This window comes from Bradyrhizobium sp. A5 (genome assembly GCF_042076515.1).
In the GTDB taxonomy this organism is placed as follows: domain Bacteria; phylum Pseudomonadota; class Alphaproteobacteria; order Rhizobiales; family Xanthobacteraceae; genus Bradyrhizobium; species Bradyrhizobium cosmicum.
This window is the reverse complement of the sequence record NZ_CP148990.1, coordinates 5,677,333-5,699,046: the sequence shown is the minus strand read 5'-3', so window position 1 is coordinate 5,699,046 and position 21,714 is coordinate 5,677,333. Positions and strand designations below refer to the sequence as shown.

Below are 21,714 nucleotides of genomic sequence, written 5' to 3'. Positions count from 1 at the left end.
CATGATCCGCTACGCGCTCCTCATCCTGCTGATCGCCTGTCCCGCACAGGCGGCCGCCGAGGCTCAGCCGCCCGCCCGGGATCCAGCGCCCGGCCTCGCGCTCTGGAGCAGGATCAACGAAGTCTTCTCGCATCCGCGCTGCGCCAATTGTCATGTCGGAGAAGACGGTGTGCCGATGTGGTCCGGCGCAAGTAACGGGCCGGTAACGCGGCCCCATGGCATGAACATCGTTGCCGGCGACCGCCGCAACGGCGCAACCTATCTCGCCTGCACGACGTGTCACATGCCGCGAAATTCAGAGGCGCCGCATGGCCCGCCCGGCGCGGTGGACTGGAAGCTTCCGGCGCCCGAAAGACAATGGTTCGGCAAGTCCAGCGCCGAGATCTGCAGGCAGTTCAGGGATCCGAGGCTTCGCGGCATGGCCTCGATCGATGACGTGGTCGACCACATCAGGAATGACGGCAAGGTCAGATGGGGATGGAGTCCGGGCCCGGGCAGGGCCGCGCCACCTTACTCCGCCGATCAACTGGCCGCCTTCGTCGCGCAATGGGACAAGAGCGGCGCGCCATGTCCGGAGCAATAGCGCGTCAACGAGCTGGGCACCCGGCTGCAGCGCGACGCGAAGGCGTGAGGCCGTCCATCAAATCGGCTGGCAAATCCGCTCCATCGCACGCATGATGCGTGGGCCATATCGGCCCACATGCGTTTCCCGGACAGCTCCACCACATGAAAACCACGCTGCTCAAATCCGAACACTACACCCGCTCGCCCTGGAAGAACGGCGGCGGCATTTTCACCGATATCGCGGATGCCCATCGTGAAGGGAGCCCGGCCAGGGACTGGGACAGCCTGCTCTGGCGTTTCGCCGCCACGCCGATCGTGGCGCCCGGTCCGTTCTCCCACATGCCGGGTATCGATCGCCTGCAGATGGTCGTCGGTGGACGCGGACTGGTGCTGAAATCACCGACGCAGGACTTCGACGAGCGTGAACCTTTTACGACGGTGCGCTTCACCGGCGAGATGGAGATCGTCACTGCGCTCGAGGCTGGCCCGGTCGAGGTGGTGAACCTGATGGCCCGGCGCGGCGCGGCGGAGATCGAGCTGGACGCGATCAAGCAGCCCGGCGAGCGGATGCTTCCCGCCGGCACGCATTTGGTCTACGCGGCGCGCGGCGAATGCCGCATCCGCCTCGGCGGTGAGGATTTTGCGATTTCGCACGAAAACACGCTGAAGGTCGATCTGGCCGAGGCATCGAGGCTGGCGCTCGTTTCGGGCCTGATCGTGCTGGCATCGATCCGGCTGGTCGGTTAACGACGATCAGGCGCTGCGTACAATCCATGCAATCGGCCAGGTTGACGCCGCGTGGCCGGCGCACGATATCTGCATCCATGAATGCGCCTGATAAAAATACCCCCACGCTGTCCGACGGCGTCGTCGACTGGCTGACCAACGGCACGCGCGACGAGCGCTTCATCGACAACATCTTCGCCCAGATGTGCATCCGGCTGCAGCAGGCCGGCATTCCCCTGCAGCGGTCGACGTTTCACGTCCTGATCCAGCATCCGCAATGGCTGGGGGCCCGCTTCATGTGGGCAGACGGCCTGCGCGAGGCGGAGATCGCCCTGGTCGATTTCGACGTGCGGGAGCGCTCCGAATACATCGGCAGTCCCGCCAACGAGATCCAGGACGGCGCAACCGAATTGCGCGAGAATCTCGAGCGCGACGTCGCGCTCGGCCGCAAGCACGCGCTCTACGACGAGATGCGGGCAAAGGGCCTGACCGACTATGTCGCCTGGCCGCTCTATCACACCCTCGGCAAGCGTCATCTCGTCACCTTCGCGACCGATCGCCCCGGCGGTTTCGACGAGGCGCATATCGCTGCGCTGAAGCGCGTGCTGCCGGTGCTGGCGCTGGTCAGCGAAATCCGCATCAAGAACCGCCTGGCGCGGACGCTGCTGGAGACCTATGTCGGCTCCCATGCCAGCGAGCTGATCCTGGCCGGCGCGACACGGCGCGGCACCGGCACCACGGTGCGCGCCGCGATCATGATCTGCGACTTGCGCGATTTCACCAAGATCTCCGACAACTGGCCGCGCGACGACGTCATCGATCTCCTCAACGATTATTTCGACGCGATGTCGGAGCCGATCGCGAAGCACGGCGGCGAGATCCTGAAATTCATCGGCGACGGCCTGCTCGCGATCTTCCCGCTTCACGAGCCCGCCGCCTGCGCCAATCTGCTGCGCGCCGTGACCGAGGCGCGTCAGGCCATGGCCGCCCTGAACGAGCGCAACGGCGCGACCGGACGCGCGCCGCTCAACTACGGCATCGGCGTTCACGTCGGCGACGTCATGTACGGCAATATCGGATCATCCACGCGGCTGGACTTCACCGTGATCGGCCCCGCCGTCAACATGGCCTCCCGCCTCGAAGCGCTCACCAAGCAATTGGGGCGCAACGTGCTGCTGTCGCGCGCGTTCGCCGAACTGGTGGAGCGCGAGTTCGAGCTGGAGCATGTCGGCAAATATGAAGTGCGCGGCTTCAGCGACCCGATCGAGCTGTTCGCGTATCACGGCTGAGCCGGCGTATCGCGGCCGCCAGCCTCGCCTCAAGTGAACGTGGCGAAGAAGCGGATGACGAAGAACGCTCCTGCGGCGACCGCGGCGGTGGCGCCGATCGCGAAGACGATCCTCAGGCTCTCATCCATCGAATGCTGATTCCTTGAGGCGGCCCCGGACTCCGCAGGGGTGGGCTAAGAGCCGGAGCCGCCAAAGTGCCGGTGTTTTGTGGGACCCGGCGTTCACCAATCTCCGGCCGATGCGCCGGTTCCTATCTGATTTGAACGGCGGCCCATCGTGGGCGCGACCAATCTGGCCCGGTGGGACCGCCGGTCGGCTTCGCGCGTGAGGAGGTCCGCTCGCCGACATCCAAGATACGTGCGGCGCGCGCCGGGATTTCCAGATCGCCACCTTAAATTCCTGTCATGTGAATGGAACGCGCCCGGCTACGACATGCGACGCCCAAAGTTTCAAACCCCCGTGGAGAATGTTTTGCCGGCTCGATGGCCTCGCTAGGAACGAGGCGACTCGACGCGACGTTGCCCCCGCACAGATGAAGGAGTTTCCCATGAAGAAGATCATGATCGCGACCGCCGCCCTCGCCCTGATGTCCGGCTCTGCTTTCGCCCAGAACACCGGTCCCGCGCCGCAGTCCGACAACATGCAGAAGCCCGGCATGCACAGCACTGAAAAGGGTTCGATGCACAAGGGCACGACCGGCATGAATACCGGAACGAAGGGCATGGCCAAGGGCGGCATGCAGCCCGACGCATCCGGCCAGGGTGGTTCCGGCCCGGGCAGCGACCAGGGCGGCACCAAGGCCGGCACCATGAAGTAACCCGGTCGACATACCGCGAGATCAAGGGCTCCGCAGATTGCGGGGCCCTTTTTTGCTTGATGGCCGCGCGGCTCGCTGATGCCGCGACCATGGCCGCGATTGGATTGGCCGGCGCTGACGTCAATGCGGTATATGAAGCATCGGAGAGGCCACGGCGATCATGCCCCAAGTCCTGCAATGGTTCTTTCGAAGCCGGACGACCGGCGAGATTACCATCGCCCAGGCGCCCAATCTCGTGCTCTGGGTCGTCATCGTGGCCGGTGCCTTGCGCTGGGTCTGGCCCTCGCCTGGCACGGTTGCCACCGCTCTGGACATCTTGTTCAGAGGCGGCCTCGTCGTCTGGGCGCTCGACGAGATCTTTCGCGGCGTCAATCCATGGCGGCGCTGTCTCGGGGCGGGCGTCCTGATCTATGAGCTCGCGACGGTTCTGTGATCGGCCTCGGCGGCGGATCGTATTGCCAATGCCGGAGTGTATCACTACGCTTGACGCTGGGTAGCCCCAAGGTTGCTGCGAAGGTTGCGTCGACTGGCCGCGCGTTCATGCCGAAATTTCTCCGCATCGGAATCCATTGGTCGAACGTCTCTGGATACACGTCGAAGGCGTGGTGCGTCCGGCGCGTCGGCTCGGTGGTTTACCTGAAGTGGGGCGCCGTCGAAGTCCATGGCGCCGGCGACGGCCGCGAGGTCTGCTGGTCGCGCCTGCCGCAGGAGAAGACCATTCGCTGCGGCACCGCGCAGCGCGCCCAGGACTACACCAGGGCCGCGATCGCGCGGCGTCGCAGCCATCGCTATGAACCGCTGACCGGACCCATCACGAGCCGGCGCCCGTCGGCCGGGCGCAGCCCCGAACCCAAACAGGCGCTCGCCACCATCCTGATCGTCGACATCGTCGGCTCCACCGCAAAGGCCGCCAAACTCGGCGATGCGCGCTGGACCAAGATCATCGGCCATTATTACGCCGCCGTCCGCAAGGAGCTGAAGACCGCGCGCGGCAGGGAGGTGGTCACGACCGGCGATGGCGTGCTGGCGACCTTCAAGGCGCCAGCTGCCGGCATCAATTGCGCCACCGCGATCCAGAAGGCGATGCGCACGCTCGGCCTCGAGATCAGGGTGGGCCTGCATGCCGGCGAATACACGATGAGCGGCGGCGAAATGGTCGGCCTCGCCTTCCACATCGGCACCCGCGTCGCCGCCAAGGCGCGCGCCGGGGAAGTGCTGGTGTCGAGCGCGGTGAAGGATCTCCTGAAGGCGCAGCCTGCGATCAGCCTGCGGGATCACGGCATGCATCAGCTCAAGGGCGTGCCGGAGCGGTGGCGGCTGTATCGGGTCGAGTGTTAAGTCAGGCCATCACCTCGACCTCACCGCACCCCCGTGCCCTTGCAGCGCTGGCACTTCACCACCTTGTCGCCCTTCTTGAGCAAGCCCTTGCCTTCGCAATTCTTGCATTTCTGCTTCTTCTTGATGTTCGGGCCTTTTTCACTGGTCATGAATGTCTCCTGCCGCGAGAGGGCGGTTGTGTGCGAGTGCTCGGCGGAACGGCCAATATGGTCCGATCTAAGCTGCGGGTCCATCTGCGCTTTCGGCTGCGCACAAATCCGTCGACTTTCGCGTCCCATGGGAACACAGTGGCTCGCCACGGCCCGGATGATGCAATCCGCCGTCGCGGCGCGAAGGATGGAGCAGTCTTGACGACACCGTGTGACCAGTAAGCGCCGATCGGCGCACGCGCCAGCGCCCGGTTCGCGGGCTCGGTCGGCATGACCGCTCTCTGGTGGCAGACAGGCGTGATCTACCAGATCTACCCGCGCTCCTTTCAGGACAGCAACGGCGACGGCATCGGCGATCTCGCGGGGATCGCGCGGCGGCTCGATGATCTCACGGGCCTCGGCGTCGACGCGATCTGGATCTCGCCGGTCTACCCGTCGCCGATGGTCGACTTCGGCTATGACGTTGCCGATTACTGCGACATCGATCCATGCTTCGGCACGCTGGCGGATTTCGACGAGCTGCTGCTGCAGGCGCATCGGCGCGGGCTCAAGGTGCTGCTCGACTTCGTGCCCAACCACACCTCCGACCAGCATCCCTGGTTCGTCGAGAGCCGCGCTTCGAAGGAGAACCAAAAAAGAGACTGGTACATCTGGCGCGATGCCGCAGACGGCGGTGCACCCAACAACTGGATCAGCGATTTCGGCGGCTCGGCCTGGCAATGGGACGAGATCACCGGGCAATATTACTACCACGCCTTTCTGAAGGAGCAGCCGGACCTCAACTGGCGTCATCCGGACGTGCAGGCGGCGATGTTCGATGTGATGCGGTTCTGGTTCGACCGCGGCGTCGATGGCTTCCGCATCGACGTGCTCTGGCACATGGTGAAGGCGGCGGACTTTCCGGACAATCCACCTAACCCGGACTATCGTCCAGGCATGGGCGAAATGCACCGCCTGCTGCAACGCCACTCCACGGACCAGCCCGAGGTGCACAACATCGCCGCGGCGATGCGCGACATCGCCGACAGCTACGGCGCGAGAGGACTGGGCGAGCGGGTGCTGATCGGCGAGATCTATCTGCCGGTCGACCGTCTCATGCACTATTACGGCGGGATACGCCCGGGCGTGCATCTGCCGTTCAATTTCCAGCTCATCGACATGAAGTGGGACGCGCGCACCCTTGCTGCGGCCATCACCACTTATGAGGCCGCGCTTCCGCGCGGCGGCTGGCCGAACTGGGTGCTCGGCAACCACGACCGTCCCCGCGTCGCCACGCGGCTCGGTCAGATACAGGCCCGCGTCGCTTCCGTGTTGCTGCTGACGCTGCGCGGCACGCCCACGCTCTATTACGGCGACGAGCTGGGCTTGAGCGATGTCGGAATCGATGAGTTTCGAAGGCTGGTGGGCCCGGCAGGACTCGAACCTGCAACCAGACCGTTATGAGCGGCCGGCTCTAACCATTGAGCTACAGGCCCCGCCGCGGGACGGCCCGCGGGAACGCGCGGCCGGCAACGGTGCGCGGTTCGTTTACAGGGATGGAGGCAGGGGTGCAATGCTGGCTCGGGCGGATGGAAACGCCTGCGGCAACGCCGGGAAATTACGAATACCCGAAATTTCCGATAATGCCGTTATGCTCCTGTTTTGCCCGACGGGTCAACCGATTTTTGCCGGGGCGGCGTGCCTTCGTCGGTAACTCCTTGTAATCATTGGTCTCGTCTACTGTGCATGGGGTTGTTTTTGCTTTTTGATCGGAGGGGGCCTTTTGATCCCCTCCGATGTCTCGCCGGTGAGCTGCAGGCCCACGGCGGGGGCGGCCTCAGTCCACCGACACCCCGGCGAACTCCACCACCTTGCGCCACTTGTCGGTCTCATCGGCGACCAGCTTGCCGAACTCGGCCGGCGTCATCGGCTTGGGGATGCCGCCGGTCTCGGCGAGGCGCGCGACCAGCTTGGGGTCCTTCAGGGCCTCGTTGACGGCCTTGTTGAGGATCTCGACCACTTCGGGCGGCGTGCCCTTCGGCGCGGAGATGCCGTAGAAGCCGACCGATTCGAAGCCCGGCACGGTCTCGGCGATCGCGGGCACGTCGGGCACGATCGGCCAGCGCTGCGGGGAGGTGACGCCGAGCGCGCGGACATTGCCGCCCTTGGCCTGCTCCAGCGCGGAGGGCAGGTTGTCGAAGATCAGCTGCACCTTGTTGGAGATGATGTCGGGGAAGGCGATCGCCGAGCCGCGATAGGGCACGTGCACCATGTCGCACTTGGTCATCGCCTTGAACAGCTCGGCCGACATGTGCACCGAGGTGCCGTTGCCGGACGAGGCATACGAGATCTTGCCGGGATTGGCCTTGCAGTAGTCGATGAACTCCGCAACCGTCTTCGCCGGCACCGCGTTGGAGACGACCAGCATGTTGGTGAGCTGCATGATGCTGGCGACCGGCACGGTGTCGCGCAGGAAGTCGAACGGCAGCTTCTTGTAGAGCGAGGTCGAGATCGCGTTGTTGGGCGCGACGAACAGCAGCGTGTAGCCGTCGGGCGGCGAATTGATCGCGGCACCGGCCGCGATGTTGCCGCCGGAGCCGGCCTTGTTCTCGACGATGAACTGCTGGCCGAATTTGTCCGACAGCCACTGCGCCATGATCCGCGCCACGATGTCGACCGGGCCGCCGGCCGAGAAGCCGATGATCCAGTGCACGGGGCGGTCGGGATAGGCGGCGAAGGCGCGAGGCGCGGCGCCGACAAGCGTCGACAGCAAAACCAGCCCGAAAACAGCGCACCGCAAAATTCGCAACATGAAGCCTCCCATTGTTCTATTGTCGTTGGGGCGCATGCTTTCACAAAATCGGGCCGCTGCCTACATCGTCGCAAGTCGGTGTTGACGCAGCTCCGCCGGGACTCATCATGAGATTCGCTTCGATCGTCGTTCTTGCCGCGGCACTCCTCGCCAGCCCCGCCGCTGCTCAAACCGGAGGCAACGCCATTCCGCCCACGACAATCAGCCTCGGCACCGCGACGCCCGGCGGCGGCTTTCCGCTCTATGGCAACGCCTTCGCGCAGGCGATGAACGCGGCCGATCCGTCGCTGACGATCGCCCCGCGCAACACCAAGGGCAGCAACGAGAACATTCCGCTGCTGGAGAAGGGCGAGCTCGATCTCGCGCTGGTCGCGGGCGAGCCGGCCTATGAGGCCTTCGCCGGCATCGGCCGCGCGCCCGTGCGGTTGAAGATCCTCACCGCGATCTATTCCAACCCCGGCATGTTCGTGGTGCGGGCCGACAGTCCCTACCGGACCATCCGCGATCTCGTCGGCCAGCCCGTCGCGTTCGGCGCCAAGGGCTCCGGCCTGCCGATCCTGGCGCGCTATGTGCTGGACGGCCTCGGGTTGAGGCAGGACGAGGACTTCAAGGCCATCTATCTCGACCGCGCCGGCGACGGCCCCGCGATGGTCGAGGACGGCCGCGTCGCCGCGCTCTGGGGCGCCGGCATCGGCTGGCCCGGCTTTGCCGCGGTCGCCTCGAGCGCATCAGGCGCGCGCTTCATCGCGCCCAGCGCTGAGGAGATCACGCGCATCCGCGCCAAACATACGTTCCTGAAACCGCTGCTCGTGCCGGCCGGCTCCTATCCAAAGCAGTCCGAACCGATCGTCTCGCTCGGCTCCTGGAGTTTTGTCCTGACGCGCGAGGATCTGCCCGACGATGTCGCCTATCGCCTCGCGAAGACGCTGCACGGCGTCGAGGCCAGCTTCTGCAAGCAGCTCGCGCAGGCCTGCGAGACAACAGCGTCGAACACGGTTGCGGCCGCGCCGAAGCCGGAGCTGATCCATCCGGGCGTGATGAAGTATTTTCGCGAGATCGGCGTGGTGAAGTAGGACGCGACTTTGCCCACCATCGTCATGGCCGGGACAAGCCCGGCCATGACGACTTCTCTCGCGTGTCGCTACACCATCACTTCTTCACCATCGCGCACGCCGGGTCCGGCGGCCCGAACGCCTTGTCGCCCGAGATGGTCGTGAGGATCTTGTAATAGTCCCACGGATATTTGCTCTCCTCCGGCGTCTTCACCTGCACCAGCCAGAGGTCGTGCACCATCAGATTGTCCTCGCGCAGTTTGCCGTTGCGGGCGAAGAAATCCTCGACCGGCTTCTCGCGCATCTTGGCCGCGACCTTGAGCGGATCGTCGGTGCCGGCCTCCTTGATGGCGTTGAGATAGTGCATCACGCTGGAATAGACGCCGGCCTGCCACATCGACGGCATCTTGTTCAACTTGGCGAAATAGCGCTTCGACCATGCGCGGGTCTTGTCGTCCATGTCCCAGTAGAACGACGTCGTCAGCAACAGGCCCTGGGCTGCCTGCAGGCCGAGGCCGTGGATGTCGGTGATCAGCGCCAGCAGCGCCGCCATCTGCTGGCCGCCCTTGAACACGCCGAACTCCGAGCCGGTCTTGATCTCGTTCATGTTGTTGGGGGGACCGGCGGCAATGCCGATGATCTTGGCCTTGGACGCCTGCGCCTGCAGCACGAAGGAGGACAGATCCGGCGTCGCCAGCGGCGGCTTCACCGAGCCCAGCACCTTGCCGCCATTGGCGGTGATGACGGTGGAGGCGTCACGCTCCAGGGAATGGCCGAAGGCGTAATCGTCGGTGATGAAGAACCAGCTGTCGCCGCCGCGCTTCACGACCGCGTCCGCCGTGCCGACTGCGAGCGCGCGGGTGTCGAACACCCACTGCATGGCGTAGGGCGAGCAGAACTTGCCGTGGAAATCCGCGGTGCCGGTGGAGTGGGTGATGAACAGCCGCTTCTTCTCGTTGGCGATGTTCTGCACCGCGAGCCCGACCGCCGAGACCGGCACGTCGACGATCAGATCGACCTGCTCGACGTCGTACCAGCGCCGCGCGAGCGAGGCGCCGATGTCGGCCTTGAGCTGGTGGTCGCCGACCACGATGCTGATCGGCTTGCCGAGTACGGTGCCGCCGAAATCGTCGATTGCCATCTGCGCCGCCGTCACCGAACCCTGGCCGGTCGGCGCGGAGGCGGGGCCGTTCATGTCGGTGAGCACGCCGATCTTGACGACGTCGTCGGAAACCTGCGCCATCGCGGTATCAGGCAGCAGCGATGCCGCCAGGAACGTCGCGGCAAAGCCGGCCGCGACCGGCAGTCCAAATCTCGTTGGATTCACGCTTGTCCTCCCCTGATCCGGCTCGTTGGCCGAAGTTGCTTGTCCCCGGGTACGGCCCGGCTGAATTGGTTTCTTTTGCAACTATTGAGGGGTGGGCGTCAATGTCAGGCCGCGAAGCGGATCTGCCCCGCGGGCGAGGGATCGTAGCCGGTCAGCTCCTCGGCGCGCTGCCGCAGCCGTCTTTCGCTGAGGAACCGGATCAGGGCCTGCATGGCGGGGCGGAAATAGCTGCGCTGCCGCATCGCGAGGTCCAGATTCTCCCAGACCAGCGGCACGAAATCGAGCCCGGCCGAGCGCGCCGCCGCGCGCGTCGCCACGCCGCAATCGGCCTGTCCGGCGCGGACCACTTCGGCGAGATCCGGTCCGGTGAGGGCCGGTGTCTCGATCCGGCGCAGATCGCGCGTCGAGGCGCCGGCGCGCTTCAGCAGCACGTCGAGCAGCATCTGCGCGCCCGTACCCTGTTGCCGCATCGCCATCCGCGCGCCGAGCGCGAGCACGTCGGCGAGGCCGCGCAGCCGTTTGGGATTGCCCGGCGGCAGCACGAGGCCCTGCTCGCGGCGCACGAACGCGACCAGCACCGCATCATGCAGGTCCGGCGCGTCACGCAGCGCCGTCGCGCTGGCGTTGGAGGCAAGATTGCCGTCGGCGTCGAGGCTGTGGAAGTGCACCGCGACCGCCATCACCTCGTTGCGCTGCAGCCGCTCGAGCCCGCGCGCGCTGCCTTCGCTCATCGATCCCAGGCCCGAGCCGGATTCGCGCAGGCTCCAATCCAGCAGCTCGTCCTGGCTGCCGCCCACCACCGGCGGCGGCTCCGCGGTCAGCATACCGGCCGGACGCGCCAGTCCCGACAGCACCCAGAGGTCGAGCTCGTGGCGGGGGAAGAGCCACTTTCCGGTCACCTTCGTGCAGGGGATCGCGCCGGTCGTCACGAGTTCGTAGAGCTTGCGTTCGCCCAGTCGGAGATAGTCAGCCGCTTCACTCGTCGTCAGGAATTCCATCCTGCATTCCTATGCAAATTCTTGCTTCTTTTTGGACGTTCGTCGCAGGTGGAATTCTGCAGTTCCATTTCAGTCCGCGCGAACCATGCCTGATCATCTCGCTGCTTTGCAACACATGCTGACCAGCGATTTCGCATTGGGTTTACAATCTGCGGCGCTCCAATGGTGTGAGCCTTGCGATCGCTCGATATGAGCGCCGATGCGTTGCCGAACTTTCCCGAGTGCGGCACCTCCACGCGATGCGCGGGACGCACCGCGAAACCTGCTGTTGGTGGTGGTTATGTTTCCACTCTATCTCTTGTTGTCGCATCGCGCTGCCAGCAGGCAATTCGTCATGAGTGCGGCGTAATCGATCATCATGATCGCGCCGGATTCAAGGGAACCCGCTCATGGCCGTACGCCGCCTGTTCGTTGCATTGGCGCTTCTCTGTGGTCTCGCCGCCGGCATTGCTGCGTCGTCCGCGCAGGACCGCGCGATTGTCCTGGCATCGACCACGTCGACGCAGGAGTCCGGTCTGCTTGATTATCTCCTGCCCATCTTTCGCAACAAGACCGGCATCGATGTGACGGTGATCGCGCGTCGCGCCGACGAGGTGCTCGACGGGGCGCGCAGGGGCGAGGCCGATGTCGTGCTGATGCACGCGCGGCCGCAGGAGGAGAAATTCGTCGCCGACGGTTTCGGCGTGAATCGTCTCGACGTGATGTACAACGACTATGTGCTGATCGGACCGAAGAACGATCCTGCCGGCGTCAAGGGCAAGGACATCGCGACCGCGCTGAAGGCGATCGAGGCCAGGGGCGCGCCGTTCGTGACACGCGGTGATCGCTCGGCCACCCATGCCGCGGAGCTCTCGCTCTGGATCGTTGCGGGCATCGACATGCCCGCCGCCAAGGGCGCCTGGTATCGCGAGGCCGCGCCGGGCATGGCCGCGGCGCTCGAGGCGGCGCGCAAGGCGAATGCCTACGTGCTGTCCGACCGCGGCAGCTGGATCGCCTTCAGGGAGCGTGGCGATCTCGACATCGTCGTCGAAGGCGACAAGCGGCTGCTCAACCAATACGGCGTGATGCTGGTGAACCCGGAAAAATTCGCGAACGTGAAGAAGGAGCTGGGACAGACTTTCGTCGACTGGCTCACCTCGCCGGAGGGGCAGATGGCGATCGCCGGATACAAGGTCGACGGACAGCAATTGTTCTTCCCCAATGCGGGCAAGTCGGGCGGTTGATCCCGGCATGACCTGCGGTTGCCAAACCGGGCGATGCGTGGTCCATCATGGCGCATGACCCAACGCCTGCCGTCCTCGCTCACGCCGCTCGACGCCACGCTCGCCGCGTTGCTGCGAGACGTTGAACCGGTCGCATCGGTGGAGCTCTCGCTGGCCGAGGCCGCCGGCTGCATTGCTGCAGGCGCGCCACTGATGGCGGCCTGTCCGCCTCGTGACATTGCCGCCGCCGATGGCTGGGCATTGCGCGCCACCGATCTCGTCGGTGCCTCTGCCTATTCGCCGCTGTCGCTGACGGAGGCCCCGGCATGGGTCGAGGCTGGCGATGCCATGCCGGTCGGATGTGATTGTGTCCTTGATGCCGACGCAGTGGATGCATCCGGGCCGCTGATGCAGGTACTGGCGGAGGGCGGGCCGGGGCAGGGCGTCCGTCGCGCCGGCAGTGATATCGGAGAACACGCCCCCGCTGCGGCAGAGGGGTGTCCGGTCAGTCCGGCTGCTCTGCTGCTCGCCCGTGTGGCCGGTGTCGAAAAGCTCAGCGTGCGGCGTCCCCGGCTGCGCATCGTCAACGTGCCGGGAGCGACGGCGACCATGCATCTGATCGCGGAGACCGCGCGCGCCGCGGGGCTGGAAGTGCAGATGCGCGAAGCCGCCGCGCGCGACGTGGCATCGATCGCAGAGGCGCTCCGCGATTCCGCCTGCGATCTCGTCGTGACGATCGGCGGCAGCGGCGTCGGCCGCCGGGACTATGCTGTCGCCGCGCTGGCTCAGCACGGCGCTGTGCTCGCCCACGGCCTTGCGCTCCTGCCAGGACGCACCGCCGCTGTGGCGCGGGTCGGGAGAGTTCCCGTCGTCGCCTTGCCCGGCTCGCCGGATCATGCGCTCGCGGCCTGGTTTGTGCTCGTGCTTCCGCTCGTCGATCGTCTGTCGGGACGGCACCCGCGCCGGCAAATGACCCTGCCGCTCGCGCGAAAAATCGCATCCAGTGTCGGCATCGCCGAAATCGCTCTGCTGGTCAGGGAACATCAGGCATGGCTGCCGCTTGCGGTCGGCGAATGGTCGCTTCAGGCGATCGCCCGTGCGGATGCATGGCTGCTCATTCCCGCCAGCCACGAGGGGTTTGCGGCGGGCGCGCCGGTCGATGCTTATCTCATGCCGGAATGATATGGGTTCCGGCATGACGATGATCCCGCAAACGCCAGACAGCAGCAGGCTCGAGCAGGAGCAGTTCCTCAAGATTCTCTCGCGCGAGGATGCGCTGGCTCGTTTTGAAACTGCGCTGTTCCCGCGCGCGATCCCCAGCGAAGCGCGCAAGCTGGCTGATGCGCTCGGCGCGGCGCTCGCCGAAGACATCACAGCGCCGGTCGACGTCCCCCCGTTCGACCGTTCCAATGTCGATGGTTTTGCCGTCCGCTCGGCCGATCTTGCCGCGGCTGGCGAAGGCACGCCGGTGCGTCTCGCAGTGAACGGTGAGACCATCCACTGCGGAATCGCCCCCACGCTGCAAGTCGTGGCAGGAACCGCAACGCCGATCGCCACCGGCGGTCCTTTGCCGCGCGGCGCCGACGCCGTGGTCATGGTCGAGCACACCCAGCCGGCCGGCCCGGATGCGATCGAGGTCCGTCGGGCCGCGTCTCCCGGGCAATTCGTCTCCTATGCAGGTTCCGACATCGCGCGCGGCGAGGCGCTGCTGCGCGCCGGCACGATCATCGGATCGCGCGAGATCGGCATGCTGGCGGCCTGCGGTATTGCCGAGGTGAATGTCGCGCGCAAGCCGCGGGTTGCCGTGATCTCCACTGGCGACGAATTGGTTCAGCCCGGCGAGGCGCTCGCGCCTGCCGCGATCTACGACACCAACGGTGCGATCGTCGCAGCGGCGATCGACGAGAACGGCGGCGAGGCGATCTTCTTCGGCGCCATTCCCGACGATGAAGCAAAGCTCGAAGCCGCCATGCGGCGTGCATTGTCGGACGCGGACATGCTGGTGCTGTCGGGCGGCACGTCGAAAGGCGCCGGCGACCTGTCCCATCGCATCATCGGCCGGCTCGGCCAGCCCGGCATCATCGCGCATGGCGTTGCGCTCAAGCCCGGCAAGCCGCTGTGCCTTGCTGTGTGCGACGGCAAGCCGGTGGTGATCCTGCCGGGCTTTCCGACCTCGGCGATGTTCACCTTCCACGATATGATCGTGCCGGTGCTGCGCAGGATGGCCGGACTGCCGGCGCGCTCCGATGCCAGGGTGAACGTGACAGTGCCGGTGCGCATTTCTTCCGAACTCGGCCGCACCGAGTTCGTCATGGTCTCGCTGGTCGAGGGTAGGGACGGCCTGATTGCCTATCCCTCCGGCAAGGGCTCTGGCGCGATCACGTCCTTCGCGCAAGCCGATGGTTTTCTACGCATCGATGCTCTGGCCGACCAGATGCCGGCGGGGACCGACGCCGAGGTGACGCTGTTCGCGCCGCATGTGCGGGTGCCAGATCTCGTCATCGTCGGCAGCCATTGCACCGGCCTCGATCTCGTCACCGCGCAGCTCGCGCATGCCGGACTGACCGTGCGATCGATCGCTGTCGGCAGCCTCGGGGGACTTGCGGCAGCCAAGCGCGGCGAATGCGACCTCGCGCCGATCCATCTGTTCGACGACAAGAGCGAGACCTACAACACGCCTTACCTCGTCGACGGTATCGAGCTCGTCCCGGGCTGGCGGCGGATGCAGGGCATCGTCTTCCGCAAAGGCGACATGCGTTTTGAGGGTCTTGGCGCGAAGGAAGCGGTCGCCGCCGCGCTCGCGGATCCCGCCTGCATCATGGTCAACCGCAACCAGGGCGCCGGCACGCGCATCCTGATCGACCGGCTGCTCGGCGGTGCGCGCCCGGAGGGTTACTGGAACCAGCCGCGTTCGCACAACGCGGTGGCCGCGGCCGTCGCGCAACATCGCGCCGACTGGGGCATGACCATTGAGCCGGTCGCCGATGCGGTCGGCCTCGGTTTCATTCCGTTCGCGGAAGAGCATTATGATTTCGCGCTTGTGACGGCACGCAAGCAGCGACCGGCGGTGCAGGCTTTCCTCGACGCACTCGGCTCGGACGAAGCGCGTACGGCGCTGGAACGAGCTGGCTTCAGGCCCGCTTAGACATGCGGTGACGCGGTGTTTCAGAGTCCGCAGCTTCTATTGAGAAGCCGCATCCAGCGCCGCGAGCCTTTCAGCCTCGGTGATATCCTCGACCGTGTTGGCATTGAAGAACGGATCGAGCGGCTCGGTCGACCACGTCACCGTCGCGAGCGGGTAGCGTGCGGTCCAGCGGTCGATCTTGCGGATGTCCTTGACCACCAGCGCGTGGCGCAGCTCATTGCGCAAGGCGACGCGCCACAACCCGATCACCGGATGCGTCTGGTCGCCGGATGCGGCGACCGCAAGCTGCGCATTTTCTCGTTCCCGTGCTTCATGCAGGCGTGCAACGAGATCGCGCGGCAGGAACGGGCAGTCGCCGGCGGCGCTGAGCACCCATTCGATCTCCGGCCGGTTTGCCGCGGTCCAGTCGAGCGCGGCGAGGATGCCGGCAAGCGGGCCGGGAAAGCCGGGCACGTCGTCGGCGATGACCTGCAAACCGAACACGGCGAAACGCGCGGGATCGCCATTGGCATTGAGGATCAATCCGCTGCACTGGGGCGAAAGGCGCGCGATCACGCGCTCCAGGATGGTGCGGTCGCCAATGGTACGCATCGGCTTGTCGCCGCCGCCCATGCGGCGCGCGAGGCCGCCGGCGAGCAGTACGCCAAGAGTTGACGGAATGCCCGTTGCCGGAATGCTAGTCGTCACCACCTTCACCCTTACGCTTGTGCTTCGACGATTCTTCCTCGACGTAGGCGAGGTTCTGGTCGTAGACGATGCGTTCTTCGCCCGCGAGTGCGATGAAGCGCTTGCCGCGCGCGCGGCCGACCAATGTCAGGCCGACCTGCCGCGCCAGATCGACGCCCCAGGCGGTGAAGCCGGAGCGCGACACCAGAATCGGAATGCCCATGCGCACCGTCTTGATCACCATCTCGGAGGTGAGTCGCCCTGTCGTGTAGAGAATTTTGTCGGACGGATCGACACCGTGGCGGTACATCCATCCTGCGATCTTGTCGACGGCGTTGTGGCGGCCGACATCCTCGGTGTAGCAGAGCGGCTCGCCCTCCTTGCACAGTACGCAGCCATGGATCGCGCCGGCCTCCAGATAGAGCGACGGCATGGTGTTGATGGTCTGTGTCATCTGGTAGAGCCAGGAGGTGCGCAGCTCGGCCTTCGGCAACGCGACGCTCTCGACCGCTTCGAGCAGGTCGCCGAACGCGGTGCCTTGAGCGCAGCCCGAGGTCTGGGTGCGCTTCTTCAGCTTGGCTTCGAAATTGGTGTGGTGCTCGGTGCGCACCACGACCACCTGGAGATCGTCGTCGTATTCAACCTCGGTGACCGCGTCATTATATTTCAGCATGTTCTGGTTCAGCAGATAGCCGAGCGCCAGATATTCGGGATAGTCGCCGATCGTCATCATGGTGACGATCTCCTGGGCGTTCAGGTAAAGCGTCAGCGGGCGCTCCATCGGCACCTTGATCTCGACCCTGGCGCCGGACTGGTCGGTCCCGGTCACGCTCTGAGTCAAGCGCGGGTCGTCAGGATTCGGGAGGATCAGGGGCACCGGGGCTTTGTCGATCTTCATCATGGCCGCGACGTTAGCATGACATTCGGGTCAAGCCGATATAAGCATGGCGGGGAATGGGTGAAATGCCTCGGTTCGTCATTGCGAGCGCAGCCAAGCAATCCAGAATTATATCCGCGCTGGCAGTCTGGATTGCGTTGCTGCGCTCGCAATGACGGGGAGGGGATAGCGGTTCCATCGGCCGGCGAGCCGTTGGCGGAGAGCGAACGGTCATGAAAGTCATCGGCCTTGCGGGCTGGAGCGGTGCGGGCAAGACCACGCTGTTGACGCGGCTGATCCCGCATTTCAAGGCGCAAGGCTTGCGCGTCTCCGTCATCAAGCATGCGCATCACCAGTTCGACGTCGACGTGCCCGGCAAGGATTCCTGGCGCCATCGCGAGGCCGGAGCAGCCGAGGTGCTGGTCGCTTCGTCAAACCGCTGGGCGCTGATGCACGAATTGCGCGGAGCGGCGGAGCCGCGGCTGCCGGAACTCCTGAGCAAGCTGTCCGCCGTCGATCTCGTCGTGGTCGAAGGTTTCAAGCGCGAGCCGCATCGCAAGATCGAGGTGCATCGCGCCAGCAACGACAAGCCCCTACTGTTTCCCGACGATCCCGGGATTGTCGGAATCGCGACCGACACCGCCATTGAAACGCGGCTGCCGACGGTCCATCTCGATGACATCGAGGCCGCTGCGGCACTGCTGCTGCGCGCGGCCATGCCGGTCGAGGACGCGGTCGCGAAGAGCGCTGCACTGCGCTGACGAGGCACCATGGCGCAACTGTCGGACGATTGCTTTGCCTTCGGCGGACCGATGATGTCGGTCGACGAGGCCGTTGGCCTGATCACGGCGCGCGTCAATGCGATCGCCGATATCGAGACCGTGGCGCTTGTCGATGCCGACGGACGCGTGCTGGCGCACGATATCGCGGCGCCGCTGCCGCTGCCGCCCTTCACTAACTCCGCTGTCGACGGCTATGCCGTGCGCGACGCGGACCTTCCGCAACAAGAGGAGCGGGCACTCCCGCTCGACGGTCGCATCCAGGCCGGCGGCTCTGCGCAAGCGCCGATCAAGGCCGGTCACACCGCGCGCATCTTCACGGGCGCGCCGATGCCCCCGGAAGCCGAAACCGTCTTCATGCAGGAGGATGTCCGCATCGACGACGCCGGCAGCATCGTGCTGCCGGCGGGGCTGAAGCGGGGTGCCAATGTCCGTCCTGCCGGGGAGGACATTCCGGAAGGACACGTGGCGCTGCGCGCCGGCCAGCGCTTGCTGCCGCAGCATGTTGCGCTCACGGCGGCGTTCGGCCTGACCAGGCTCGACGTCGTCAGGCGCATCCGCGTTGCGGTGTTCTCGACCGGCGACGAACTGGCGTCGCCCGGCGAGCCGCGCGCGCCGTCCCAGCTCTACGATTCCAACCGCTTCATGCTGATGGCGATGCTGCGCCGGCTCGGCTGCGAGGTGAGCGATCTCGGCATTTTGCGCGACGAGCGGACCTCGCTTGCGGACGGCTTGAAGCAGGTTGCCGGCAGTCATGACCTGATCCTCACCACCGGCGGCGTCTCGACCGGCGAGGAGGACCACGTCAAGGCGGCGGTGGAGAGCATCGGATCGCTGGTGCTGTGGCGGATGGCGATCAAGCCCGGCCGCCCCGTGGCGATGGGCATCATCGACGGCACGCCGCTGATCGGCCTGCCCGGCAATCCCGTCGCGAGCTTTGTCACCTTCGTCCACGTGGTGCGACCGACCGTGCTGGCGCTTGCGGGTGGTCTGCCCGAGCCGCTGTTGCCGATCCCGATCCGCGCGGCCTTCGCCTACGGCAAGAAGATCGGCCGCCGCGAATATGTTCGCGCCACCTTGCGACGTGGAGAGGACGGCGCCTTGGAAGCGGTCAAGTTCCCGCGCGAGGGGGCCGGGCTGTTGTCATCGCTGGTCGAGACTGATGGCCTTGTCGAGCTCGGCGAAGACATCACGCGCGTCGAGCCCGGACAGAGTGTAGGTTTCTTGTCCTATGCGGACCTGCTCTGAAGCCCCTTGCGTTGACGCCATCGACCCAGCCCGCCATGTTGCGACCATGACCAGGACAACGCTTGATCTCACCGGGCTCAAGTGCCCGCTTCCGGCCTTGAAGACGCGCAAGGCGCTGAAACCATTGCAGCCCGGCGACCAACTCGAAGTGCACTGCACTGATCCCTTGTCGGTGATCGATATTCCGAACCTGATCCGGGAGACGGGCGATACGGTGGAGATCACCGAGCGCAACGACGCGCGCATCGTGTTCTTGATAGAAAAAGCGAATGACTCGATAGAGCGAGCCAATGGTGCGCTGCATCCGTGAGCGCGTTACCTTGCTGATACCGACCTTTTGTCTATCGACATCGAACACAGCTTCTGCCCAGATTGACTTTCTCCGTGCAAGCGCGGAGGTTGAGTCTTGTCTGCGATACGCGGAACAACGGGCCACGCATGAAGCCTGCACGTCGTATCGGGCATAGAGCCCCGCTCGAGGGGTTAACGTTTCGAACGCGCGTGATGATCCTGGCGCGCGTCGGGTGACTGTGCGGAGCAGCAGGGACGACGGCTGCACTGCAAGGGCTGAGGACCAGGATAGTAGTGGCAGGCTGCTCAGAAGGGCGGCTGCAGGGGAGGAATGCATGGCTACAATTGAGAGCGCTGGAGCACTTTCGGGTGCTGGCGCAGGTTTCCTTGATCGCGAGCGGACCATCGCGACCGCCGGCTTCAACCGCTGGCTGGTGCCGCCGGCGGCGCTGTGTATCCATCTCTGCATCGGCATGGCCTACGGCTTCTCGGTGTTCTGGCTGCCGCTGTCGCGCGCGATCGGTCTGAACGCGCCGAAGGCCTGCGGGGATATTTCGTTGTTCCAGGAACTGTTCACGACCAGCTGCGACTGGAAGGTCGCCAGCATGGGGTGGATGTACACGCTGTTCTTCGTCTTGCTCGGTATCGCGGCCGCGGTCTGGGGCGGCTGGCTGGAGCGCGTCGGCCCGCGCAAGGCTGGCTTCGTCTCGGCGCTGTGCTGGTGCGGCGGTCTCTTCCTCGGGGCGATCGGGGTCTACACCCATCAGCTCTGGCTGTTGTGGCTGGGCTCGGGCGTGATCGGCGGCATCGGTCTCGGCCTCGGCTACATCTCGCCGGTGTCGACGCTGGTGAAATGGTTTCCGGATCGCCGCGGCATGGCGACCGGCATGGCCATCATGGGCTTCGGCGGTGGCGCCATGATCGGCGCGCCGCTTGCGAACCTGCTGATGAACTACTTCAAGACCCCGACCTCGGTCGGTGTCTGGGAGACTTTCGTCGCGTTGGGCGTCATCTACTTCGTGTTCATGATGATCGGCGCGTTCCGCTATCGCTTGCCGCCGCCCGGCTGGCAGCCCGAGGGCTGGACCCCGCCGTCCAGGGCCAACGCGATGATCTCGAAGGCCAACGTCCATCTCAACGATGCGCACAAGACGCCGCAGTTCTGGCTGATCTGGTGGGTGCTCTGCCTGAACGTGTCGGCCGGCATCGGCGTGATCGGCATGGCCTCGCCCATGCTCCAGGAGATCTTCGCCGGCAAGCTGATCGGCCTGCCGGACGTCGGCTTCAACGCGCTCGATGCAGGGCAGAAGGCGCAGATCGCGGCGATCGCCGCGGGCTTTGCCGGATTGCTGTCGTTGTTCAACATCGGCGGCCGCTTCTTCTGGGCGTCGCTGTCGGACAAGATCGGACGCAAGAACACCTACTACACCTTCTTCATCCTCGGCATCGTGCTCTACGCACTGGCGCCGACCTTCGCGGCGATGGGCTCGAAGCTCCTGTTCGTGCTCGGCTTCGGCATCATCCTGTCGATGTATGGCGGCGGCTTCTCGACCGTGCCGGCCTATCTCGCCGACATGTTCGGGACCCAGTTCGTCGGCGCCATCCACGGAAGGCTGCTGACGGCGTGGTCGACCGCGGGCATCATCGGCCCCGTCGTGGTCAACTACATCCGCGAGTTCCAGCTCGCGGCCGGCGTGCCGCGCGACCAGCTCTACAACACCACCATGTACATCCTGTGCGCGATGCTGATCGCGGGCCTGATCTGCAACTATTTGATCAAGCCGGTCGATGCGAAGTGGCATATGAAGGAGGCCGATGTTGCCAAGTTGCAGGCGGCGAGCGCCAGCGCCGCTGCGGCGGGACCGCACGGCTCCTACGGCATCGGATTTGGCGGGCTTGACGCCAAGGCTGCTCTGTTCTGGGCCTTCGTCGGCATTCCTCTGCTCTGGGGCGTCTGGAAGACTCTGGAGAGCGCGGTCAAGATATTCTGACTGCAGTTCACATTGCCGCGGGATGTTGATGACCAGCGTCCCGCGGCGTTCGTCTTTCAAAATTGATCAAGAATGGATTAAGGGGGATCTCATGGTTCGCACCCGAATTAGCCTTGCTGCCGTGTTGCTCGTGGCCGGCCTTCATGCCGCCTCCGCGCAAACCGCGGCAACACCGACGGCAACTGTGGCGACGACCGACGCCAAGCCGGGCAAGGTGAAGCTGACGATGCAGAAGCTGAAGGACATGAAGGCGAAGTGGTCGGCCAACAAGCCGAAGCTGAAAGCTTGCCGGGCCGACGTGAAGTCCAAGGGTCTCACCGGCGACGACCGCTGGTTCCACATCGAAGAGTGCATGGGCAAGACCTGACATCGGGTTCCGTTTGTTTTTGCGTGAAGGCGCGTGGTGGTACGACCGCCTGCCCCTAAATCACTATAGAGACGTTCTAAATTTTCTTGCATCTGGC

At 65.3% G+C, this 21,714-nt stretch carries 20 protein-coding genes, 1 tRNA gene and 1 pseudogene; 16 read left to right on the top strand and 6 right to left on the bottom strand.

Features of this window, described 5'->3' with window-relative positions:
- The first annotated feature begins 1 nt into the window (after position 1).
- The 7 genes and pseudogenes from WHZ77_RS27070 to WHZ77_RS27040 all read left to right on the top strand — a co-directional run.
- Positions 2-583 carry a hypothetical protein gene (locus WHZ77_RS27070; protein WP_375310751.1) on the top strand — a complete coding sequence of 194 codons (582 nt, stop codon included), beginning with the start codon at positions 2-4 and terminating at the stop codon, positions 581-583.
- Positions 584-726: 143 nt separating this feature from the next.
- Complete coding sequence (locus WHZ77_RS27065) at positions 727-1,311, top strand: HutD family protein (RefSeq protein WP_375310750.1); 585 nt, start codon at positions 727-729, stop codon at positions 1,309-1,311.
- A 77-nt stretch (positions 1,312-1,388) separates the two neighbouring features.
- Positions 1,389-2,579, top strand: a complete 1,191-nt coding sequence (locus WHZ77_RS27060) for an adenylate/guanylate cyclase domain-containing protein (protein WP_375310749.1) — start codon at positions 1,389-1,391, stop codon at positions 2,577-2,579.
- Between the two features lie 547 nt (positions 2,580-3,126).
- Positions 3,127-3,396, top strand: coding sequence for a hypothetical protein (locus WHZ77_RS27055; RefSeq protein WP_375310748.1), 270 nt, complete (start codon positions 3,127-3,129; stop codon positions 3,394-3,396).
- Between the two features lie 160 nt (positions 3,397-3,556).
- A complete protein-coding gene (locus WHZ77_RS27050; protein WP_375310747.1) occupies positions 3,557-3,829 on the top strand; it encodes a hypothetical protein in 273 nt (90 codons plus the stop codon).
- A gap of 107 nt (positions 3,830-3,936) precedes the next feature.
- Positions 3,937-4,734 (top strand): adenylate/guanylate cyclase domain-containing protein, encoded by a 798-nt coding sequence (locus tag WHZ77_RS27045; protein WP_375310746.1) that lies wholly within the window; start codon positions 3,937-3,939, stop codon positions 4,732-4,734.
- Positions 4,735-5,153: 419 nt separating this feature from the next.
- Positions 5,154-6,266, top strand: a pseudogene (locus tag WHZ77_RS27040) (alpha-amylase family glycosyl hydrolase); the annotation flags it as partial.
- Positions 6,267-6,282: 16 nt separating this feature from the next.
- On the opposite strand, the gene WHZ77_RS27035 reads toward WHZ77_RS27040, so the two are convergent.
- Both WHZ77_RS27035 and WHZ77_RS27030 read right to left on the bottom strand, forming a co-directional pair.
- Positions 6,283-6,358, bottom strand: a tRNA-Ile gene (locus tag WHZ77_RS27035).
- Positions 6,359-6,699: 341 nt separating this feature from the next.
- On the bottom strand, positions 6,700-7,674 hold the full coding sequence (locus WHZ77_RS27030; protein ID WP_375310745.1) for a Bug family tripartite tricarboxylate transporter substrate binding protein: 975 nt from the start codon (positions 7,672-7,674) through the stop codon (positions 6,700-6,702).
- 107 nt (positions 7,675-7,781) lie between these two features.
- Between WHZ77_RS27030 and WHZ77_RS27025 the strand changes: the two genes are divergently transcribed.
- Entirely contained in the window at positions 7,782-8,747 is a 966-nt protein-coding gene (locus tag WHZ77_RS27025) for a TAXI family TRAP transporter solute-binding subunit (RefSeq protein ID WP_375310744.1), read from the top strand.
- A 76-nt stretch (positions 8,748-8,823) separates the two neighbouring features.
- Here the strand turns inward: WHZ77_RS27025 and WHZ77_RS27020 are convergent, their stop codons facing one another.
- Positions 8,824-10,053, bottom strand: coding sequence for an ABC transporter substrate-binding protein (locus WHZ77_RS27020; RefSeq protein WP_375310743.1), 1,230 nt, complete (start codon positions 10,051-10,053; stop codon positions 8,824-8,826).
- A 104-nt stretch (positions 10,054-10,157) separates the two neighbouring features.
- Entirely contained in the window at positions 10,158-11,051 is an 894-nt protein-coding gene (locus tag WHZ77_RS27015; protein WP_375310742.1) for a substrate-binding domain-containing protein, read from the bottom strand.
- Positions 11,052-11,440: 389 nt separating this feature from the next.
- On the opposite strand from WHZ77_RS27015, the gene WHZ77_RS27010 reads away from it, so the two are divergent.
- From WHZ77_RS27010 to WHZ77_RS27000, 3 genes are read left to right on the top strand one after another with little or no spacing between them, the layout of a single operon-like run.
- Positions 11,441-12,274, top strand: a complete 834-nt coding sequence (locus WHZ77_RS27010) for a substrate-binding domain-containing protein (RefSeq protein WP_375310741.1) — start codon at positions 11,441-11,443, stop codon at positions 12,272-12,274.
- Positions 12,275-12,328: 54 nt separating this feature from the next.
- Positions 12,329-13,435: a molybdopterin-binding protein gene (locus WHZ77_RS27005; protein ID WP_375310740.1), complete on the top strand. Its 1,107-nt coding sequence runs from the start codon at positions 12,329-12,331 to the stop codon at positions 13,433-13,435.
- Between the two features lie 13 nt (positions 13,436-13,448).
- Positions 13,449-15,398: a molybdopterin biosynthesis protein gene (locus WHZ77_RS27000; protein ID WP_375310739.1), complete on the top strand. Its 1,950-nt coding sequence runs from the start codon at positions 13,449-13,451 to the stop codon at positions 15,396-15,398.
- Between the two features lie 36 nt (positions 15,399-15,434).
- Here the strand turns inward: WHZ77_RS27000 and mobA are convergent, their stop codons facing one another.
- Together mobA and fdhD are read right to left on the bottom strand one after the other, a co-directional pair.
- Positions 15,435-16,094, bottom strand: coding sequence for a molybdenum cofactor guanylyltransferase MobA (gene mobA / locus WHZ77_RS26995; protein WP_375310738.1), 660 nt, complete (start codon positions 16,092-16,094; stop codon positions 15,435-15,437).
- Complete coding sequence (fdhD, locus tag WHZ77_RS26990) at positions 16,075-16,965, bottom strand: formate dehydrogenase accessory sulfurtransferase FdhD (protein ID WP_375310737.1); 891 nt, start codon at positions 16,963-16,965, stop codon at positions 16,075-16,077. The genes mobA and fdhD overlap by 20 nt, the downstream gene beginning before the upstream one ends.
- Before the next feature lie 209 nt (positions 16,966-17,174).
- On the opposite strand from fdhD, the gene mobB reads away from it, so the two are divergent.
- From mobB to WHZ77_RS26965, 5 genes are all read left to right on the top strand, one after another.
- Positions 17,175-17,702, top strand: a complete 528-nt coding sequence (gene mobB / locus WHZ77_RS26985; RefSeq protein ID WP_375310736.1) for a molybdopterin-guanine dinucleotide biosynthesis protein B — start codon at positions 17,175-17,177, stop codon at positions 17,700-17,702.
- A gap of 9 nt (positions 17,703-17,711) precedes the next feature.
- Positions 17,712-18,968 carry a gephyrin-like molybdotransferase Glp gene (gene glp, locus WHZ77_RS26980; protein WP_375310735.1) on the top strand — a complete coding sequence of 419 codons (1,257 nt, stop codon included), beginning with the start codon at positions 17,712-17,714 and terminating at the stop codon, positions 18,966-18,968.
- Positions 18,969-19,014: 46 nt separating this feature from the next.
- Positions 19,015-19,278, top strand: a complete 264-nt coding sequence (locus WHZ77_RS26975) for a sulfurtransferase TusA family protein (RefSeq protein ID WP_375310734.1) — start codon at positions 19,015-19,017, stop codon at positions 19,276-19,278.
- Positions 19,279-19,594: 316 nt separating this feature from the next.
- On the top strand, positions 19,595-21,250 hold the full coding sequence (locus WHZ77_RS26970; RefSeq protein WP_375310733.1) for an OFA family MFS transporter: 1,656 nt from the start codon (positions 19,595-19,597) through the stop codon (positions 21,248-21,250).
- 91 nt (positions 21,251-21,341) lie between these two features.
- On the top strand, positions 21,342-21,617 hold the full coding sequence (locus tag WHZ77_RS26965; protein WP_375310732.1) for a hypothetical protein: 276 nt from the start codon (positions 21,342-21,344) through the stop codon (positions 21,615-21,617).
- Positions 21,618-21,714 lie beyond the last annotated feature (97 nt).

Bases quoted from the DNA above. Each gene is read 5' to 3' on its own strand.
- WHZ77_RS27065 (WP_375310750.1), top strand. From the start codon at position 727: ATGAAAACCACGCTGCTCAAATCCGAACACTACACCCGCTCGCCCTGG.
- WHZ77_RS27045 (WP_375310746.1), top strand. From the start codon at position 3,937: ATGCCGAAATTTCTCCGCATCGGAATCCATTGGTCGAACGTCTCTGGA.
- fdhD (WP_375310737.1), bottom strand. From the start codon at position 16,965: ATGATGAAGATCGACAAAGCCCCGGTGCCCCTGATCCTCCCGAATCCT.
- mobB (WP_375310736.1), top strand. From the start codon at position 17,175: ATGAAAGTCATCGGCCTTGCGGGCTGGAGCGGTGCGGGCAAGACCACG.
- WHZ77_RS27055 (WP_375310748.1), top strand. From the start codon at position 3,127: ATGAAGAAGATCATGATCGCGACCGCCGCCCTCGCCCTGATGTCCGGC.
- WHZ77_RS27025 (WP_375310744.1), top strand. From the start codon at position 7,782: ATGAGATTCGCTTCGATCGTCGTTCTTGCCGCGGCACTCCTCGCCAGC.
- WHZ77_RS27050 (WP_375310747.1), top strand. From the start codon at position 3,557: ATGCCCCAAGTCCTGCAATGGTTCTTTCGAAGCCGGACGACCGGCGAG.
- WHZ77_RS26965 (WP_375310732.1), top strand. From the start codon at position 21,342: ATGGTTCGCACCCGAATTAGCCTTGCTGCCGTGTTGCTCGTGGCCGGC.
- WHZ77_RS27010 (WP_375310741.1), top strand. From the start codon at position 11,441: ATGGCCGTACGCCGCCTGTTCGTTGCATTGGCGCTTCTCTGTGGTCTC.
- WHZ77_RS27015 (WP_375310742.1), bottom strand. From the start codon at position 11,051: ATGGAATTCCTGACGACGAGTGAAGCGGCTGACTATCTCCGACTGGGC.
- WHZ77_RS27070 (WP_375310751.1), top strand. From the start codon at position 2: ATGATCCGCTACGCGCTCCTCATCCTGCTGATCGCCTGTCCCGCACAG.
- WHZ77_RS26975 (WP_375310734.1), top strand. From the start codon at position 19,015: ATGACCAGGACAACGCTTGATCTCACCGGGCTCAAGTGCCCGCTTCCG.
- glp (WP_375310735.1), top strand. From the start codon at position 17,712: ATGGCGCAACTGTCGGACGATTGCTTTGCCTTCGGCGGACCGATGATG.
- WHZ77_RS27005 (WP_375310740.1), top strand. From the start codon at position 12,329: ATGACCCAACGCCTGCCGTCCTCGCTCACGCCGCTCGACGCCACGCTC.
- WHZ77_RS27000 (WP_375310739.1), top strand. From the start codon at position 13,449: ATGACGATGATCCCGCAAACGCCAGACAGCAGCAGGCTCGAGCAGGAG.
- WHZ77_RS27030 (WP_375310745.1), bottom strand. From the start codon at position 7,674: ATGTTGCGAATTTTGCGGTGCGCTGTTTTCGGGCTGGTTTTGCTGTCG.
- WHZ77_RS27060 (WP_375310749.1), top strand. From the start codon at position 1,389: ATGAATGCGCCTGATAAAAATACCCCCACGCTGTCCGACGGCGTCGTC.
- WHZ77_RS26970 (WP_375310733.1), top strand. From the start codon at position 19,595: ATGGCTACAATTGAGAGCGCTGGAGCACTTTCGGGTGCTGGCGCAGGT.